The organism is Campylobacter portucalensis, from assembly GCF_009690845.1.
GTDB classification, from domain to species: Bacteria; Campylobacterota; Campylobacteria; order Campylobacterales; family Campylobacteraceae; genus Campylobacter_B; species Campylobacter_B portucalensis.
In genome coordinates this window covers 1-18,254 of record NZ_VWSJ01000019.1, presented here as the reverse complement: position 1 = coordinate 18,254, position 18,254 = coordinate 1, and the positions used below count along the sequence as shown (strand labels likewise).

Annotated in this window: 20 protein-coding genes and 1 tRNA gene; 6 read left to right on the top strand and 15 right to left on the bottom strand. The window is 26.9% G+C overall.

Translation table 11 applies throughout. The annotated features are described in order from the left end of the window. Nucleotides 1-525: 525 nt before the first annotated feature. The 13 genes from F1B92_RS05450 to rpsT all read right to left on the bottom strand — a co-directional run bounded on the left by F1B92_RS05450 (nucleotide 526) and on the right by rpsT (nucleotide 11,351). Entirely contained in the window at nucleotides 526-3,705 is a 3,180-nt protein-coding gene (locus F1B92_RS05450; protein WP_154570859.1) for a VWA domain-containing protein, read from the bottom strand. Then, nucleotides 3,706-4,419 (bottom strand): hypothetical protein, encoded by a 714-nt coding sequence (locus tag F1B92_RS05445; RefSeq protein WP_154570858.1) that lies wholly within the window; start codon nucleotides 4,417-4,419, stop codon nucleotides 3,706-3,708. Between the two features lie 398 nt (nucleotides 4,420-4,817). After that, a complete protein-coding gene (locus tag F1B92_RS05440) occupies nucleotides 4,818-5,111 on the bottom strand; it encodes a hypothetical protein (protein ID WP_154570857.1) in 294 nt (97 codons plus the stop codon). A 161-nt stretch (nucleotides 5,112-5,272) separates the two neighbouring features. Then, nucleotides 5,273-5,476: a hypothetical protein gene (locus tag F1B92_RS05435; protein ID WP_154570856.1), complete on the bottom strand. Its 204-nt coding sequence runs from the start codon at nucleotides 5,474-5,476 to the stop codon at nucleotides 5,273-5,275. A gap of 2 nt (nucleotides 5,477-5,478) precedes the next feature. After that, a complete protein-coding gene (locus F1B92_RS05430; protein ID WP_229770944.1) occupies nucleotides 5,479-6,231 on the bottom strand; it encodes a hypothetical protein in 753 nt (250 codons plus the stop codon). A 905-nt stretch (nucleotides 6,232-7,136) separates the two neighbouring features. Beyond that, nucleotides 7,137-7,331, bottom strand: coding sequence for a hypothetical protein (locus F1B92_RS05425; RefSeq protein ID WP_154570854.1), 195 nt, complete (start codon nucleotides 7,329-7,331; stop codon nucleotides 7,137-7,139). Between the two features lie 151 nt (nucleotides 7,332-7,482). Beyond that, nucleotides 7,483-7,635, bottom strand: a complete 153-nt coding sequence (locus F1B92_RS08805; RefSeq protein WP_195836297.1) for a hypothetical protein — start codon at nucleotides 7,633-7,635, stop codon at nucleotides 7,483-7,485. A 134-nt stretch (nucleotides 7,636-7,769) separates the two neighbouring features. Further along, nucleotides 7,770-7,898, bottom strand: a complete 129-nt coding sequence (locus F1B92_RS09370; RefSeq protein WP_268233926.1) for a hypothetical protein — start codon at nucleotides 7,896-7,898, stop codon at nucleotides 7,770-7,772. 686 nt (nucleotides 7,899-8,584) lie between these two features. After that, a complete protein-coding gene (locus tag F1B92_RS05420) occupies nucleotides 8,585-8,800 on the bottom strand; it encodes a hypothetical protein (RefSeq protein WP_154570853.1) in 216 nt (71 codons plus the stop codon). A gap of 70 nt (nucleotides 8,801-8,870) precedes the next feature. Further along, nucleotides 8,871-9,101, bottom strand: coding sequence for a replication/maintenance protein RepL (locus tag F1B92_RS05415; RefSeq protein WP_154570852.1), 231 nt, complete (start codon nucleotides 9,099-9,101; stop codon nucleotides 8,871-8,873). Between the two features lie 7 nt (nucleotides 9,102-9,108). Beyond that, complete coding sequence (locus F1B92_RS05410) at nucleotides 9,109-9,936, bottom strand: universal stress protein (RefSeq protein WP_154570851.1); 828 nt, start codon at nucleotides 9,934-9,936, stop codon at nucleotides 9,109-9,111. A 76-nt stretch (nucleotides 9,937-10,012) separates the two neighbouring features. Beyond that, complete coding sequence (prfA, locus tag F1B92_RS05405) at nucleotides 10,013-11,074, bottom strand: peptide chain release factor 1 (RefSeq protein WP_154570850.1); 1,062 nt, start codon at nucleotides 11,072-11,074, stop codon at nucleotides 10,013-10,015. Nucleotides 11,075-11,078: 4 nt separating this feature from the next. Then, on the bottom strand, nucleotides 11,079-11,351 hold the full coding sequence (gene rpsT / locus F1B92_RS05400; protein WP_154570849.1) for a 30S ribosomal protein S20: 273 nt from the start codon (nucleotides 11,349-11,351) through the stop codon (nucleotides 11,079-11,081). Between the two features lie 167 nt (nucleotides 11,352-11,518). Here rpsT and glmM point away from each other — a divergent pair, with 167 nt between their 5' ends. The 6 genes from glmM to F1B92_RS05370 all read left to right on the top strand — a co-directional run bounded on the left by glmM (nucleotide 11,519) and on the right by F1B92_RS05370 (nucleotide 15,554). Further along, nucleotides 11,519-12,859 (top strand): phosphoglucosamine mutase, encoded by a 1,341-nt coding sequence (gene glmM / locus F1B92_RS05395; RefSeq protein WP_154570848.1) that lies wholly within the window; start codon nucleotides 11,519-11,521, stop codon nucleotides 12,857-12,859. After that, nucleotides 12,852-13,304 carry a signal peptidase II gene (gene lspA, locus F1B92_RS05390; RefSeq protein ID WP_154570847.1) on the top strand — a complete coding sequence of 151 codons (453 nt, stop codon included), beginning with the start codon at nucleotides 12,852-12,854 and terminating at the stop codon, nucleotides 13,302-13,304. Before glmM ends, lspA begins: the two co-directional genes overlap by 8 nt. Beyond that, entirely contained in the window at nucleotides 13,301-13,672 is a 372-nt protein-coding gene (locus F1B92_RS05385; protein ID WP_326833106.1) for an SHOCT domain-containing protein, read from the top strand. The genes lspA and F1B92_RS05385 overlap by 4 nt, the downstream gene beginning before the upstream one ends. A gap of 3 nt (nucleotides 13,673-13,675) precedes the next feature. After that, a complete protein-coding gene (locus tag F1B92_RS05380) occupies nucleotides 13,676-14,125 on the top strand; it encodes a CopD family protein (RefSeq protein ID WP_229770943.1) in 450 nt (149 codons plus the stop codon). An 81-nt stretch (nucleotides 14,126-14,206) separates the two neighbouring features. After that, entirely contained in the window at nucleotides 14,207-15,406 is a 1,200-nt protein-coding gene (gene nhaA / locus F1B92_RS05375; RefSeq protein ID WP_154570846.1) for a Na+/H+ antiporter NhaA, read from the top strand. 72 nt (nucleotides 15,407-15,478) lie between these two features. After that, nucleotides 15,479-15,554 (top strand) — tRNA-Val (locus F1B92_RS05370). A 1,531-nt stretch (nucleotides 15,555-17,085) separates the two neighbouring features. Here F1B92_RS05370 and F1B92_RS05365 read toward each other — a convergent pair. After that, complete coding sequence (locus tag F1B92_RS05365) at nucleotides 17,086-17,271, bottom strand: hypothetical protein (RefSeq protein WP_154570845.1); 186 nt, start codon at nucleotides 17,269-17,271, stop codon at nucleotides 17,086-17,088. 396 nt (nucleotides 17,272-17,667) lie between these two features. Further along, nucleotides 17,668-17,895: a hypothetical protein gene (locus F1B92_RS05360; protein ID WP_154570844.1), complete on the bottom strand. Its 228-nt coding sequence runs from the start codon at nucleotides 17,893-17,895 to the stop codon at nucleotides 17,668-17,670. Nucleotides 17,896-18,254 lie beyond the last annotated feature (359 nt).

Here is an 18,254-nt window from a genome sequence, read left to right as displayed (position 1 = left end):
AACTTCTTTGTTTGATTTTCCTTTTGCTTTTTTTAATAAATCATCTAATATTTGTTCTTGTTTCTTTATTAAGAAAATACCTACATCTTTAAAGTCTTTTTTATAGTCATTTGAAGCTAAGTTCTATAGTTGGCAACCCAATGCCATCAGTATAGACATTATTTTCAATTTTTTCTCTATCTTTTAAAAATCAAAAATCGCACTACTAAGCTCCTTATTTACTTGCTTTAAGCCTTTGGTATGCTTATTTTGCAAAATTTACCCTTTTGTGTTTTAATAAAAATTCTCATTGTTTTTTTAAATTTAAATCTTTCGTAATTTTACTCTTTTAGCCTTAAAAAATCTTGCAAATTAATACTTATTATTAGAATTAAATAGTTACTTTTATGGTGTTTATTTTAGCATTTAAGAGATGCTGAAATTTGATTTTTTATCAACATTTGTGTTTCCAACACATCCACTCCCTATCTACATCAATTTATCTCTAAGTTTATTATTTGCTTAATAATTAATTATTTGTTTTGATTATCTCCCCCACCCATTAGCATAAATTTGGATAATATCAGAATTATTTTTCATATCATTAGGACTATTTAAATTTATAGCATTATCATTTCCATAAGAGTTTAAATCCTCTATGACTTTGTTTATTTGGTTTTGAGAGAAAAAGCTACTGCTTGATGCTTTTTTTGATATACTATTTGATAGTTTGCTGTTATAGTTATTTGGTAAAGATTCATAGCCTATTTTATCTATTAGTTCTTCATATTTCATTGTTGTATCACTAAATTTAAAGTTTTCTATTTTGTTTTTAAAATGTCCTAAACCGAAATTATCTTTTATTCTAACACTATCTTCATTACTATAATGTATAATTAAATCATTTCTATCTTTGTAAATTTTAACATCTTTGCTTGATATATCAATAAATTCTATCTTGTCGTTGAATGATAAAAAAGCATCATCATAGACTATATCATTTCCATCACCCTTTCTAAATAGATAGGTATCATCTCCACCCTTACCACTTAGATAGTCATTTCCTTTATTTCCCATTAATATATCATCTCCAAGATTAGATATTATTACATCGCTTTTATTTCCACCTATTAAAGTATCATTTGATAAAGATGAGTTTATATAGTTTGATTTAGTTTTATTTCCTACTATAAAACTTGATTTAAATTTATTTAAAAGCAATTTGTTATTTGTGGTGTTGTCTGATAAAATCTCTATATTTTTAGCTTTGTTTTTAGAAAGCAGGGTAAGGGTATCTTTATCTATACTATAATCACTAAATTTAATAGAACTTATTATTAGCTCTTTATTGTTAAAGAAATTATCTATTTTAATTTGTGGTGCAAGGGTATCTTTTGTATTTTTATTAAATAGATTAAGTATTTTATCTAAAAAGCTTTTATCTGGTTGATTTTTAGTGATGATTAAATCATTGTTTTTATATTTAAATTTAAACTCATCTATACTAAATTTAGTTAAATCTATGATGTTGTTATCTAGGTTACTTAAATTTGTCTCTATGATAGTATTAGAATCATTAAAATCTTCATCAAATTTATATGTATCACTTCCTTTTTTGCCCTCTAGTATATTTTTACCACCTTTGCCATTAATGATATTATCTTTATCATTTCCTACTATTGTTTCATCTTTGTTTGTGCCTAGGTTACTAGCATCAAATAGTGAGTCTTTTAACTCTTCTATTGAATTTGGTTGAAAATATATTCCACCTGTTTCATCGGATAGTCTTTTTAGATGCGATTGATTGTTATTTATAGATATAACATTTATCTTTACGCTGTTATCATAAATACTCTCATTGGAATTATTAATATTTTTAGTATTTAGTGCTCTTCTAAATGATATCATTTTATTTCCAAAATTTCTTGCTTTTGCTATAACCTCATTCATTCTTTCATTATCATCACCGCTTTCATCACTCATTAAATATATCTCTTTATTTAGACCATTATTTGGTGTAAAGTTACTCATTCCTTCTAGCATAGCAGCACAATGATACTCAGTTCCACCACCTTGTTCATACACACTATTTATACCTTTTTGAAATGATGAGTAGTTAGTATAAGTGCCTATAGTTTTTATATTGTTATCACTAAAAGTTACAATTGAAATTTTAGAATAAGTGTTTTTACTATTTAAATTAGAGCCTTGATTTATGTTTTTTATATTTGTTTTAAAGATATTTCTAGCTATCTCTTTGGCTGAATTTTTAGCTGCATCTATATCATCTTGCATAGAACCTGTCGTATCTATGATGATAGCTACTTCTTTACCAAGATTATCAGCTAGGTTTATATTTAAGCTTTTTTCTTCTTTGTTAAAGTTATTTATAGTAAGTTCTGCATTATTGTTATTTTTATCAATTACTTTTAGGATTTTGCTATTTTCATCTAGATGATACTCTATATTTTTATCTTCGCTTAGATAAACTTTTATAGAATTAGAGCTTTTATCTTTATCAAGTATACCTCCAATAAGTTGTGTATTATTAAAATAAATCTCTCCTTTTCCATCACTATCTTCTATAATATCTTTATCTCCTGCGTGGTAGGTGTCATAGCCATCTTTAGTGCTTTTCATTATATCTTTTTTGTTTCCACCTACAAATAAGTTATCACCACCATTGCTGTCTATTAGTAAATTTTGGGCATTATTATCACCAATGAGTTGATGGTTTTTATTATTTAGTTTGGAAGTGTTATCTATTGTTATTAAAACTTTATCTTGTAAGAAATTTACTCTACCTTCATCTATAAGGTGTGGATTTAGTTTTAATAATTCTTTTGTGATAAGTCCATTTTTCTCAGCGATAGTTGATAGGGTATCACCACTTTTTACTTTATAAAGTCCCTTTTCTCCTAAGTCTATTGATTCACCTGATTTTATAGAGATATTAGAAAGTAAAAATGATACATTTGGAATATAGTCATAAAGGATAGCATTTCTTAGTTCTAAATTTGATAGGGATTTGATGTTGTAGGTTTGGGAGTTTAGGGTTAGGGTTTTTATTTCTTTATGTTTAATTACTTCTTTTATTATTGATTTTTCTATTTCTTCTTTTTTAAATTTATCGGTATTAATAATTTCAACATTATTTTTATTTAAATCAATCTTTGTATTATACACTAAACTACCTTCGCTACTTGATGGAGGTCTTCCAAAAGTATATTTTATATCTTCCCAAAATTTTTCAGGCGTTAAATTTCCATAATAATCTTTTAATTCATCAAAACTAAGGATTAAATCTTTTGTTGCTTGCATTACTTCTTTTCTATATTCTTCATCACTATATAATCTCGTATAAAATTCATCTGCATTTCTTACATAAGTATCAAATACATCGCTCATATAGTTACCAAGCGGACTATAATGATTTATAATATAGCTTCCACTCGCATTTAAACCAACTTCTAATCCAATATAACTCTTTGAAAATAGATTAATACCCTTGCCGATACTAATCAATGTTAAAGTATTGCCTACAATTTTTCCAGATGCTTGATATGAATTCATACCATTAAGATTATTTCTTACATAATTCATCCCTATAGAATGAGAATTTACATACCAATATCTTAAACTTTTTACTGGTAAAAATGAACTACCTACTGCTAAAATAGAATCTGCAGCATTTAACATTTCATTTACAAAATTTTCTGCTTTCATTTATAACTCTTTATAGTTTATTTGTATAAATTTAACTTTATCATTTATATTTATATTATGATATTTAAAGTATTTTTTTATTTCATTGTATTCTTTTTGATTATTTATAATTATGCTCATAAAACTTCCATCTTCAAATAATATTAAAAAATTTTTATTTAAAATAAAAAAAGCTTTTTGAAAAAATATCCTAAATGGTAATATAAAAATTAAATGTAAAATTGTTGTATATATTACACTGAATAGATAAAAAAATAGCTCTAGAATGTCTGTTTTGAAAAATAGTTGAAAAATTGATCTGTTTTGGTATATATTTTTGCCAGTAGTATTTCCAGCAATGAAAAGATGTGAAATAGCAGAAATTTTATCAATACTTTTTATGGTTTCTTCACCATAACAACTATATTTTAAACTATTACTATTAAATATAAATACTTGTTTGCTTTTTTGAAAATATTTTATACTATTTTTAATTAACAAAAATGATAAAATAAAAACAACAATAGCTCCAGTAACTATTTGTACTTTTCCTTGGTATATCCCATCTCTTATCCAAGCGTCTTTTCCGCATATTGCTATTACAACAACAAAAAAAGAAATATATATAAAAATATGATAAAAATTTCCGTAATCTTTTACAATAATTGGTTCTTTATCATAATCCTTTTTGTTGCTACTTTGGTTTATAGCTGAGTTATTTGAAGCGTTTTTCAAATTTTTCCTTATATTTTTCACTATTTTGTAATTTTATTGATATTTATCTTAAATAATTCTTTAATTATGTTTTTATTTTAAAAATTTATTTATTTTATATTGTAAATTTGATTAGCTGTGTTATCTCTATTAGAGTTTAATCCATAGATACTATATTTAACTCTTTTAAGCTTTTAAGCTCTCCATCATCAGTTATAGCATTAGAGTTAAAGTCTTGCCATACTTTAAGTTTAGAGTATATCTCATCTTTATCATCTATGATGTTATCACCATTTAAGTCATACTTAGATAACTCATCAAAGCCATCTTTGGTTATAGTATTTTTATTATATGAGTTAATTGATAAGTTAGAGCCAAATAGTTCTGATGAGTTATCTATAGCCCCACTGCTATCTTTATCATATACTAGTAATCCATCTCCTTACTCTATCCAAGAAGTTTTTTTTAAATCCATTGTTATCAAAGTCAAAGTAGGTATTAGAACTAAGATACTCATCAGTGTCATATAGTTTAGTTGAAGTTATAGAGTTATTGTTTAAGTCTAATACAAGTGGAGAGTTAAAGTCTTGATTTGGAGTATTAGTTGGTTTGGGTAGATTTGGTTTAGGTGGGAAGCTATCATCATCATCTTTTATAGTGCCTTTACCACTTGATATATTTTTAACCTTTAGTCCATCTGAAATTTTAACCACTGTTGGGGTTATTTCAAATTCAATGTCTTCATTTATTGCAGTGTTGCCTTGCCAGGTGTGAGTGTATGATAAAGCTTTTTTATACTTAGAGATATCAAGGTTATGTTTAGAAATGTTTTCTTGGCTTGGGTTTCCTACTAGGTATTTATCATTATCTATTTTTATAATAGCAAACTCACCATCTGGTATATCAAACTTTTTCCATCTACTGCTTCTATGGTTATTGTTATCGCTTTATCTCCTATGCCTGTAACTATTCTTGTACTATCTCCGACAAGACTTGCGAAAGAGCTTTTAATTGTGTTTATCCAAGAAAAAGCATCTTTAACACTTTCTGGAACATTTGTTTGATTGTTATCTGACATTACTAATCCTTTTTAATATATACTAAACTATTTGTTAAAGTTAAAATTTCAAATTGAACTTTACCAAATCTATTTTTTAATTCATCACTCGCCAAAACAGAAACTATAAATTTATCACTTTTAAATACATAATATTTATTAATTTTATACAAATTTAATAAATAAAATACTAAAGAAAATACAAAATTTATAATCAGCCTAAGAGGATAAAATAAAATTTTTTCATATCTATCATTAAACGTTATTTTGCCATTTTTTTTATTATTTTTTAATCTAACTATTGGTATGAAACTATACCCAACTTTTAAATCCTCATTAAAATCAATTCTTATATATTCTTTTTTGGCAATATCATTTATGTATTCATATTCTAAATGTTTTTGATAAATTTTAATCCAAATTTTATATTTTATTGATTTTGTTAAAATAATAATTTTATAAATAAGGATTAAGATACCTATAGTTCCAGTAGTTAAAGCCGCCCTTCTTATATGGTTATCGAATGTATCAACTTGTGGCTCTAAGCTATTAATAATCAAATAAAAAAATAATAAAAACATAAAAAATATTATAGTCAAATCCGACTTTCTTTCATATCTATTTTCCACAACTATTGGCTCTTTATCATAATCTCTTGCAGTAGGTTTTTTTATAATATTTTGAATTCTAATTTGTTCTATTTTTGCTTTTTCTTCTTTTATTTTATTAACTTTTTTTTCAAATAACTTAACATAAAGCCAGTAAAAAATCAGCACAATAAAACCATAAATCCCAAAACAAAATATAATTATTATGAAGTTCATTTAGGCAACTTTTTCCTAATTAATTTATTTTTTAATTTAGACATTAAATACTTATAAATTTTTAATAATGGTTGAATTTTATCAAATTTGATCTTAAAATTATATAAAAATGTTCTATGCACTAACTCCACCCATTAGCATAAATTTGGATAATATCAGAATTATTTTTCATATCATTGGACTATTTAAATTTATAGCATTATCATTTCCATAAGAGTTTAAATCTTGGATTATTTTGTTTATTTGGTTAGTTGATATAAAGCTATTATCATCTAATTTTATGGTTTCTATTTGAGAGAATTTATTATTTTGATTTAGTATAGAAACTGTTTTTATCTCATCACTACTATTTGTTTTATAGTTTATGATTAAGTCTTTATTAAATAACCCGTCAAATTTAAAACTGATATCTTCTTTGTTTGTGTTTTTAATGATTAATATATCATTTCCGCCATCTATTATTATCCTTGCCGCCTTTATAGATATAATATCATCACCATTTGATCCTTTTAAATATCATTTCTACCTTTTCCATTTATGGTGTTAGAATTAGGCTCCTATTAACTCATTATCCTTTTCATCTCCTACGATAAAACTATCATCGGCTATTTTGTCAAGTAAAATTTCATTACCATTTAATATAATACCATTATTAAATATAAAGCTTTTTATCTTGCCAGCCCCATTTTAAATCATCAAAGAAGTTTTTTACGATAAGCTTGTCTAATAGTTCATCGTATGCCCTATCTTAATCTTAATGGCAATTTCTAAATTTAATCCATTTTTTAGAGTTAAAATATCAGATGATACTATGCCTAAGATGATTTTATCTATCCTGCCTTTATCGTCTATTTTTACTAAAACACCTCCTTTTTTAACTCGTATGTGTTTGAAGCTTGAACTACTTTTAAAAACTCATCAAAAGCATAAATTTTATCATCTATAAAAAACTTTTCTATCTTGACACTTTTATAGCCATCTTTTATAGTTATGCTTCCAAATATGCTATCTTTTATATTTATAACTATATCATCGCCAACTTTTTTCCACACTCAAATCATATGTTTTTAGAAAGCTTAGTTTTAAGATATCTTCTTCACCATCATCATAAATTACATCATCACCATATTATAAATATTGCTATCCTTGGAGTCAATTATAATATCATTTTCACCTTTTGATAATGCATTTATGCCTTATTTACTATAAAGAAAAGTAAAATATCTCTGCTTTATTATCTCCAAATACATTTTTGCCAATTACGCCTTTTGTGAAGTTTAGATTTTTTGCATTGATAGAGAAATTTATACCTGTTTTTATCTTTTTATTTTTATACTTAAAAAATATCGTATGCAAAGTCTTTTTTGAGTAAAGAAGCTAGTAAATTTATGCTAAGGGTTGTTTTGTCTTGTGATGCATTGCTATTTATTATCCTAGATAGCTTTATATTTAAAGCACTATATAAAAGAGCACTTATCCCTATATAGTTTTTAGCTAATCATATCATATTTGACACTCTCATATTCATCTAAATTTGAGATATAGCCAAAGGATTTACTCTTTGATGATTTGTTGATCTTGCACCTTTTAAATTTTCTATCACAGATATCTTTTTTCATAACTGTCTCTTAAATTACTATCTGTAATGCTTTGTTTGCTACTAACTTCAAACCAAACATCTCTTAAATTTTCATCAGCTCCATCATCTTTTGTAAAACTGCTTTCAAATGAAATTTTATTGCCATTTTCTAAAAATTTGTGAGTTTTTGCGATTAAAGATATGCTCTTTATATCAGCTTGGTTAAGTGTTTTTAGCTTCCTGACTTCATCTTTAGCATCTCTTTTTTAAAAAACAAAATATCATCACCCGATCTTACATATATAACATCATCGCCATTTTCATCACCTGCATTTATAATATCATCACTATTACTCTCAGTAATGGAATTATTTATATCATTACTAAAAATATTGCTACTAGTGGAAGCTGTTATGGTAGTATTTGAGGGAGTTTATATCGGTATAAAATAAATTCATTTACTCTTTTTATCTCTTGATTTGTAAGGATAGTATGATTTGTGGTATTAAAATCTAAAAAACTCTTATCATTCTCATTACTATAAATATTGAATTATCAAAGTTGTCTTTATGGTAGATATAGTTATAAATAGTGTCTTTATTATCTATTTTAAAATCATCATTTTTATCATAAACACTTAAAAAAGTATCAAGTGGATTTAGTTTTATTGATTTAATAGGTGAGTTATCTTCTCCGATTAATTCTCCTTTATCAGTTATACAGTTTTTATTTTATCTTGCCATTAGAGCTATCTTTTATATTTATTACTCCATCTTTATTTGTATCAAACTCTTTTAATAACATAAAACTATCAATTGATTTGGAGTTGGTTAAATTTGATACGAAGTTATTGCCTAGAATTTCACTTCCATTATCTATTAAGCCATTATTATTTATATTATGAACCAATACTGCTTCATCCTCATTTATCCAATCAATCATTTTTTCTTTAAAACTATCACTATTTATATCAAAGCAGATATTAAAATTTGGCGAATTAAGAGTATCTCCATCATTTAAAAACTAAAAATTTATAAACTCCATTTTTGAGTTTTTTTAAGATTTTTTTTGATTCTAAAAATTTAAGCGTTGCTATAATCGTTGGACGACTAATTTTTGTTGCGGATGAGATTTCTAATATGCTTAATGTAACAAAACCATTTTTATCTTGATTTTTTAACAAAAATTCTAAAATTTCAAACTTTTTTTCGCCAATAATGGCTTTAAAAATCTCATCTTTCATCTTAAATTTAAGTTACGATAAATACTGGTACTAAGGCATTTTGCACGACATTCTTTGAAGTGCTTCCAAAAAATAAAGTAGCAAAAATACCCTTACTAAAGCCACCCATAATATACAAATCAAGATTATTTGACCTTCTGTAATTTATAAGTTCATCAGCCACTTCGCCATTTAAACTAATAAATTTAGCATTTTTTTTGTGTAAAATTTCTCTTGCTTGATTGAGAATATCTTCTGATTTTTTACAATCTTTATTCACATTTATGACGTGATACTCTAAATTTTGACCAAAAATTTCATTATCTTTTAAAAAATTTAGTGCATTAACAGCAGAATTTCCTCCATCAAAAGCAATCAAAACACTATTTATTTGAGAAAATTCTTTATTTACAAATAAAATTGGTGTTTTTGTTTCCCTAATTAGTGCTGTAATGTTATTTTGAACTTCTTGGCTTTCTTCTTTTGTCGTTACGATAAAGGCATAGGCATTTTCATAATTGATTAAAATATTTACAATATCTCCACATTTTAAATCTGTAGTGGCCTCCACTTCAAATTCATCTGCAAATTTTAAACAATCTTTTAAAATTATCTCTGCATTTTTTACATCTTCGTCATCTGGTTTTGTATTTTCTAATTCATAAACAACTGCACTGCTTTCACTAACTACGAGTCCGCCAGCAGCTAAACCTAAGAAATGAGGTGCAGTAAGTGGTGTGTTTATAACATGTAAAAATGTAACTTTTAGGCCTAAATTTTTAGCCATATTTAAACCATATTTACAAACTGATTCATTCAATGGATTATGATCTACACAAATTACTATACTTTTCATAAAAACTCCTTTGCTTTTTTAAAATTATAGCAAGTTAAGTCTAAAAATAAAAACTTTTTTGATTTATTAAAAAATTTTACTCTTCTTTTAAGGCTTGTGCTTGATGATGTGCAATTAGTGGATCGATGATTTCATCAAAAAGCCCTCCAGTCATAATCGCATCAAGTCTGTGAAGTGTTAAATTTATGCGATGATCTGAAATTCTATTTTGTGGATAATTATACGTTCTAATTCTACCGCTTCTATCACCAGTTCCAACTTGATCTTTTCTTTGGGCTCTTTCTTTTTCTAAACGTTCGTTTTCTTGCATCTCATAAAGTCTTGCTTTTAATACCTTGATTGCTGCATCTTTGTTTTTGTGTTGGCTTTTTCCGTCTTGATTTACTACTACAAGCCCTGTTGGTATGTGAGTTACTCGCACGGCACTATCTGTTGTATTTACGCTTTGACCACCATGCCCAGAGCTTCTCATAACGTCTATTTTTAGATCGTTTGTATTTATTTCTATATCGCAATCTTCAGCTTCGGGCATAACTGCAACTGTAATTGCAGAGGTGTGAACTCTGCCTTGACTTTCTGTAGCAGGAACTCTTTGGACTCTATGTGTTCCGCCTTCAAATTTAAGTCTGGAATAAGCCCCTTTTCCTTTTATGAGTAAAATAATTTCTTTAAATCCGCCTGCACTTCCTTCACTACTACTAACAATTTCTGTTTTGTATCCACGATTTTCTGCGTATCTTAAATAAGACCCAGTCAAATCGCCCACAAAAAGAGCAGCTTCATCGCCACCAGTTCCTGCACGAAGCTCTAAAAATATATTTTTTTCATCATTTGGATCTTTTGGAATTAATAGAATTTTAATCTCATCTTCAAGTGAAATTTTTGCACTCTCTAGCTCTTTTAATTCATCTTTTGCTAAATCTCCAAGTTCCAAATCTTCTAATAGAATTTTATTTTCTTCTATGCTTTTTAAGGTATCGATATATTTTTTCGAAGCATAATAAATTTCTTCTATCGAGCTTTGCTCTTTTGAAAGTGCAGTCATTTGAGCTATGTCGCTGATAATTTCTGAATTTGTGAGCAGCTGAGAAATTTCTTCATATCGTTTCACAAATGGTTTTAATTTATCAGCAAGCATAAGTTTATTCAGCTTTATCTAATGAATTTACTAGCTTTGCAAGCCTGCTAACTCGTCTTGAAGCTGTTTGTTTTTTTATAAAACCTCTGCTCACAAAACTATGAATGCTTTTATTTGCTACCCTAAAAGCACTATTTGCGGCTTCTTTGTCATTTGCTTCAACAGCTTCTCTTACCGATTTTGATATGTTTTTAAGTCTAGTTCGGTAAAATCTATTTCTTTCTGTTCTTTTTATGGTTTGTCTTGCTCTTTTTGCAGCAGATTTATGATTTGCCATTTTTACACCTTTTAAAATTTTAATAATAATTAAGAGATGAATTATACAAAAAATTCTTTAATTTATTCTGAATTTAAGTAAAATTTAAAAATAACATTAAATTTATGTTTTTATTTGCTAAAATATGATAGAATTTTTGAGATTTTAAATTTTTATAAGGGAAATTTATGCAATATTTTGGAACAGATGGCGTTAGAGGTTTGGCTGGTAGTGAGTTAAGTCCTGAGCTTGCTATGAAAATAGCAATAGCTGCTGGAATTTATTTTAGAAAAAATTCACAAACAAATATGATATTAGTAGGAAAAGATACTAGAAGAAGTGGATATATGATAGAAACAGCTATTGTAGCAGGGCTTACATCAATTGGCTACAACGTTCGCCAAATAGGTCCTATGCCAACTCCAGCTATTGCGTTTTTAACAGAAGATATGAGATGTGATGCTGGTATTATGATAAGTGCTTCTCATAACCCTTATTATGATAATGGAATTAAATTTTTTGATAGCCGTGGTTTTAAGTTAGAAAAAGAAGAAGAAAAAAAGATAGAGCAAATTTTAAATGATGAAAATTTAATGTCAAATTTTAAAAAAGTTTGTATGGATATCGGAGCGGCTAAAAGAGTTGATGATGTGATAGGAAGATATATAGTTCATATCAAAAATTCTTTTCCAAAAGATCAAAATTTAAGATCTCTAAGAGTTGTTTTAGACGTTGCAAATGGGGCAAGCTATAAGGTAGCACCAACCATCTTTAAAGAGCTTGGAGCCGAAGTTTTTGTTATCAACGATAAGCCAAATGGTAAAAATATAAATGAAAATTGCGGTGCAATGCATCCTGAAAATTTAGCGAGCGAGGTTAGGAAATTTAGGGCTGATGTTGGTTTTGCTTTTGATGGGGATGCTGATAGATTAGTTGTTGTAGATGAAAAAGGTAAGGTTGTAAATGGTGATGCTTTGCTTGGAATTTTGGCTATATATTTAAAACAACAAAACATACTTTCTAAAAATCAAATAGTAGCAACATCTATGAGTAGCAAAGGTCTTGAAGATATGTTAAAAAAAGAGGGAATATCGCTTTTAAGAAGTGATGTTGGAGATAAATTTGTGCTTGAGATGATGAAAGATAATGGCATAAATTTTGGAGGAGAGCAAAGCGGACATATAATTTTTAGCGATTATGCCAAAACAGGAGATGGTATAACTAGTGCTTTGCAATTTAGTGCTTGCATTTTGGCTAGCAAAAAAAGAGCTAGTGAGCTTTGTGAAGAATTTAAGTTGTATCCGCAAATTTTAAAAAATCTCAAAATTTCACAAAAAAAGGATTTATTAAAACTCCCAGGCTTAAAAGAGCTTGTTGATGATCTTGAAAATGATGGCATCAGAACTCTTTTTAGATATTCAGGCACTGAAAAAGTTATTAGGCTCTTGCTTGAGGGCAAAGATAAAAATAAGCTTCAACAAAAAATAATTGAAGTAGAAAAATTTTTTAGCAAAGCTTTAAATGAGTAGAAAATTATTTAAATTTAGCACAATATTTTTTTTCGTATTAATAATAGATCAATTAATAAAGTTGCTATTTTTGAAAGGTTTTAGATATGATGGCGAATTCTTTTCATTAATTTTAACTTTTAATAGAGGCGTGGCATTTTCAATGTTTGCTTTTTTGGGCGAGTGGCTTAAAATTTTACAAATACTTTTAATATTAGCTTTATTTACATATCTTTTATATGAAAAAGATCTTTTTAAAAATCACACTGTTGCCTTTGGCTTGATTTTTGGCGGTGGAGTTTCAAATTTAGTTGATAGATTTATCCGTGGAGGAGTTGTTGATTATGTTTTTTGGCATAAATGGTTTGAATTTGCTATTTTTAATTTTGCTGATGTTATGATAAATTTGGCAGTTTGTATTATTTTTACACAAATTTTTTTAAAATTTAAAAGGAGAAAAGCGTGAAAAGAAATGTATTTATAGCTTATATTTTGCTTATTATAAGCTTTCCTATTGGAGGTGGTTTGCATAGAATCTATTGTGGTAAAATATTTAGCGGATTATGTCAGATGGCACTTTTTTGGCTTGGTCAAATAACCGTTCTTATCTGGATAGGCTGGGCTTTTTTGTTTGTTTGGGTTTTGTGGTGGCTGGCTGATATATTTTTGACTTCAAATATTATTGATAGTGTAAATTTTGAGCAAAAAATAGAATCTGAAATTTCACAAAACAATAAAATAAAAAATATAGAAGCGTTGTATGAGTTGTATCAAAAAGGCGCTATTAGCAAAAGCGAGTATGAAGCTAGAAAAGATATTATAATGAGGAGTTAATTTATGGAAGTTTCAATGATTGGTTATGAATGGCTTAAATTTTGGCATTTTGCTGCTTTTATTTCGTGGATGGCGGTGCTTTTTTATCAACCAAGGCTTTACGTTTATCATTCTGAAAATTTAGAAAACAAAGATTTTATTAGAGTTATAAAAAAACAAGAAAAGATGCTATTTCATGGTATAGGTTGGATTGCTATGATTATTACTTATATTAGTGCTATTTTGATTATAGTTTTTTATAAACCAGATTTGATGAAAACAGGATATTTTCACATAAAGCTTTTGTGCGTTGTTTTAATGAGTATATATCATTTTAGTATGTATTATTTTTTGGTAAAATTTAAAAATGATGCCTGTAGATTAAGTGGTAAATTTTTTAGAGCATATAATGAAATACCTACCATTATAATGTTTGTGATTTTGTGGGCGATGCTTGTTAAGCCATATGCATAATATGGGTAAAATTTAAATTTAGAGCCAAAATTTCTTTTAAATTTAGCTTTAATACACTAAAATAATTTTAAAACAGAAAGGATGAGTGTGAATAAATTTATAAAAAAGATATTTTCTTCAGAAAGTAGTAGTGGGATATTGCTCTTATTTTCAGCATTTTTAGCTTTAGTTTTTGTAAATTTACCAGGGCTGGATAAATTTTATGAGTGGTTTTTGCATTTTAAAATTTTACCATATACAAATGAAACTTTGAATATAAAAGTAGATGGAAGCTTGCATTTTTGGATAAATGATGCCTTGATGGCAATTTTCTTTTTTAGTATAGGACTTGAATTAAAAGCCGAGATGAAAGAGGGGCAATTAAAGCATTTTTCGCAAGTTCTTTTGCCTACTTTTGCTGCAATTGGTGGCGTTATTTTTCCTGCTATTATTTTTGCAATTATAAATTTTGGAGATAGTTATGCTATGAAAGGTTGGGCTATACCAACTGCTACAGATATAGCGTTTGCTGTTGGGGTTTTGGCTTTGCTTGGAAAAAGAGTTCCAACTAGTCTAAAAATTTTTGTCTTAACTTTAGCTATTATGGATGATTTGTGTGCTATTTTGATAATTGCACTTTTTTATTCTACACAATTGCAATATATATTTTTATTATTGGCTTTTGCTGTTTTTGCTTTGATGCTTATTTTGGCTAAATTTGATGTTAGTAAAAAATTACCATATATAATATTAAGTATTTTACTATGGTTTTTTGTGCTAAATTCCGGAGTTCATGCTACAATTGCTGGAGTTATGGCTGGATTTGCTATACCGCTTTATAACAAAAACGGAAATTCGATGTTAAAAGATATACTCCATAAACTATCAATTCCTGTAAATTTTATAATTTTACCTTTATTTGCCTTTACAAATGCGGGCGTAAATTTACATGGATTAGACGCTTCGCATCTATTTGGAAGTGTTCCTATTGGTATATTTTTAGGACTATTTTTAGGAAAGCAAATAGGAGTGTTTTTGTTTAGTTTTTTAATCATAAAATTAGGCTATGCTTATTTGCCTGAAAAATCTAATTGGAAACAGCTTTATGCTATTGCTATAATTTGCGGTATAGGTTTTACGATGAGTTTATTTGTGGATAATTTAGCTTATTATGAATTTCCAGATAAATTTCATGGCACAGATAGGCTTGCGATACTTGCAGGCTCGTTAGTTTCTGGGTTTGTTGGTTATTTTGTGGCTAAAATTTTTGGAAATAATCCTGATAAAACATTGAAAAAATAATGATTAAATTTTAGATAAATTTAGTTTTTAAGCTAAATTTATCATTTAATTTGTTATAATCCTGCTCTAAAAGGTCCTGTAGCTCAGTTGGTAGAGCACCACCTTGACATGGTGGTGGTCGTTGGTTCAAGTCCAATCAGGGCCACCATAACCCTTTTATGCAATCTAAAATTATTTAATAAACCACCTAAATATAGAGATTTAAGCAAACTTTAAAATCTAAACTGATATAACACAAAACAACAAAATCTAGTAATAAAGATAACCCACAGAGATGCCTAAAAAACAGAGTATAAAAAAGAAGTAATCCTATAAGAAACCTTGAAAATAGGGCGTTAAAAAGATAGGCCACCTTTTTATATCTTAGGTAGCCCTCAGGAAATCCAAGCGATAAAAGTAGAAGGCTAACGATAAAAAATGATTCAAGATAAAATTACAAAGCTAGTTTTACGTTTTGAAAAATATGAGAGACTAAAATAAATAAAATTTATAGATAAAATAATAAAGCCTATAAATGCTTTTTGATATTGCTATAAAGCTTACTTTATAAGAAAGGAAATAAATAAAACAGTTTATAGAGTAAGGAGAGAAATCAAATCTTAAACATTTGTGATAGATATGACCAGTTTAAATATAAAATTTAGTGATTTTATGGTTGATTTGATAAACAAAAAAGTATAGTTTTAACTGCTTTTAAATTTAAAAATTCACCTCCTTTTTAAAAAAAATAAATTCTGAATTTTATTTAAAAATTACATCGACAAAAAGAAGAGTTAAGATATTTTAAATTTAATTAAAATAGATCAAAATTTAACCATCAAAGTTAACACAAGTTAGAATAAAATAGATTTTTAATTCACTTATTCTATAAATATTGATTTAAATTATGCAATTCAATTTTTATTGAAATTATACAAAGAAGGTATATAAATGATATTTTAAAGACTTTTTATGGAAACATATAGTGCAGACAATACAATAATTTGCTTTTTTAAAAAATTTATAAATTAAATCTATAGGGCAAACTAAATTCTAAAAATAGCTTTTATATTGATATTATCTAAGCTTTCAAATATTAATTTTAGGCTAAATTTTATGTATTTGTCGCTATTGAATAACAAAAAATTTTATTTAAAGTGGATGATAATTTTATAAATATAAATTATTTGGATGTAATTATTTGAATTTATAGACGCTAATAGTAATTTAATGATTTTAAATTTATGAAAACAATAATAACTTAAGCATTTGGATGAAGTAAAAGATTAAAAATTATCCATAATGCAAAAGAGGGTATTTATGAAATAAACAGCTCTAACTAAAAGCTTAAAAATCTAAACATAATTTTATATAAAAATACTTTGAAAACTACTTGAAAAGATAGATTTTTAATATTAGAATTAGTAAATAAGCTTAGTTTAATTTGTTTATTGAGATTTTTTAATAGTTTTTGAAAATAAGAGATGGATTTATAATATGATTTTAGGTAAAAATTTTCAATCTCTCAAATCCGCCTTTAGCTTTAAATTTAGTGCTTCATTAAGGCTACCACTTATCAAAAGACTTATTTAAAATATATGAATTTGCAGACAATACTCTTATATCATCGCTAAACTCACACCCAAACATCAGTCAAAACTACTTATTTTACTATCATTAATCAAGTTTTGAAATGGCGTTTAAAACTCTTGCACAGCTAAATTTACATCTTTTTTAAGAGTGATTTTTAAATAAGAGGCACCTATCCCTATTGTTTCTAAAGCTTTATGAAATTTAGTATCTTGTTCATCTAAATTTGCTAATTTATTAAACATTAAATTTAGTATAGTTGATGCTACTTTAGGAGCTTTACTAATAGATAACATTATATGCCCATTCCATCTGCACTAAGCCCTAAAATATTGGCATTTGAAGAGGTTATATTTAAGATATTAAATAGAATTTGATTTTACCATTGATATTTTATCATCTAAAAGTTCATTTTATTGCCGAGTTTTTTAAGTTTAGCTACGCTTAGTTTAGAGCTATTCATCACATAAGAGGATCACACTCACTCATATCAAAAGCAACACCAAATTTACTTACTAGCTTAGTATTATTCCATAATTTTAATCCTTGTTGTTTGCCACTTGCAGTAATAGCTGGGCTGATAAGCTTTTATATCTTCTGCCATTTTTTAAACTACTCTTCACTTTCAAAATTAATATATTTTTTGGCATCAACCATTGAGCTTTCAAAATCTATAGCAAGTTTTATAGGAACTAAAAACTTACACCAATGGCTTTTTCTATAATTTGTGATTTTAAAGCGTCTATTTGTTCTGTAATTTTTAGGGCTTTTATATTATTTAGTTTTATTTTTGCTAAAACTTTGTTAAGATGCTTTACGCTATCTCCTACATTTTGTAGATTTTTGTAGTTTTTAAAATAGTTTTTGCAAGCCTTTATTTTGCTAAGTCCTATTAAAATACCAAAATCTGTATTTGCCATAATTTATTCTTTTAATGATATAATGCTAGTTATAAAAAAGAATTTATAAGATTTATTACCAGTGATAACGGATCTATTTTATTGACATGCATTACATTACTATGTTTGACTTTAGTTTTGGAAACATTATAGTTTCTTTAATCATCTTTTTTTGGATTATTTCTAGCTATGCCAATTACTGCCGTTTTTTGTGGTTTTAAATTCTATCTTTGGCGAACGCATAAGAAAATACCTCAAAAACTCCTAGTCTTTAAAATCTCTTTTGAAATCTCTACAAATTCTCAAAATTTACCAAGCTCCATATCTAAAATTTTACTATAATTAAAATTTAGCGTATGCCGTTACTACAAACCTATAAA

Bases quoted from the DNA above. Each gene is read 5' to 3' on its own strand.
- F1B92_RS05450 (WP_154570859.1), bottom strand. From the start codon at position 3,705: ATGAAAGCAGAAAATTTTGTAAATGAAATGTTAAATGCTGCAGATTCT.
- F1B92_RS05435 (WP_154570856.1), bottom strand. From the start codon at position 5,476: ATGTCAGATAACAATCAAACAAATGTTCCAGAAAGTGTTAAAGATGCT.
- F1B92_RS09370 (WP_268233926.1), bottom strand. From the start codon at position 7,898: ATGAAAAAAGATATCTGTGATAGAAAATTTAAAAGGTGCAAGATCAAC.
- F1B92_RS05420 (WP_154570853.1), bottom strand. From the start codon at position 8,800: ATGATTGATTGGATAAATGAGGATGAAGCAGTATTGGTTCATAATATA.
- F1B92_RS05415 (WP_154570852.1), bottom strand. From the start codon at position 9,101: ATGAAAGATGAGATTTTTAAAGCCATTATTGGCGAAAAAAAGTTTGAA.
- F1B92_RS05410 (WP_154570851.1), bottom strand. From the start codon at position 9,936: ATGAAAAGTATAGTAATTTGTGTAGATCATAATCCATTGAATGAATCA.
- prfA (WP_154570850.1), bottom strand. From the start codon at position 11,074: ATGCTTGCTGATAAATTAAAACCATTTGTGAAACGATATGAAGAAATT.
- rpsT (WP_154570849.1), bottom strand. From the start codon at position 11,351: ATGGCAAATCATAAATCTGCTGCAAAAAGAGCAAGACAAACCATAAAA.
- glmM (WP_154570848.1), top strand. From the start codon at position 11,519: ATGCAATATTTTGGAACAGATGGCGTTAGAGGTTTGGCTGGTAGTGAG.
- lspA (WP_154570847.1), top strand. From the start codon at position 12,852: ATGAGTAGAAAATTATTTAAATTTAGCACAATATTTTTTTTCGTATTA.
- F1B92_RS05380 (WP_229770943.1), top strand. From the start codon at position 13,676: ATGGAAGTTTCAATGATTGGTTATGAATGGCTTAAATTTTGGCATTTT.
- nhaA (WP_154570846.1), top strand. From the start codon at position 14,207: ATGAGTGTGAATAAATTTATAAAAAAGATATTTTCTTCAGAAAGTAGT.
- F1B92_RS05365 (WP_154570845.1), bottom strand. From the start codon at position 17,271: ATGTTATCTATTAGTAAAGCTCCTAAAGTAGCATCAACTATACTAAAT.
- F1B92_RS05360 (WP_154570844.1), bottom strand. From the start codon at position 17,895: ATGGCAAATACAGATTTTGGTATTTTAATAGGACTTAGCAAAATAAAG.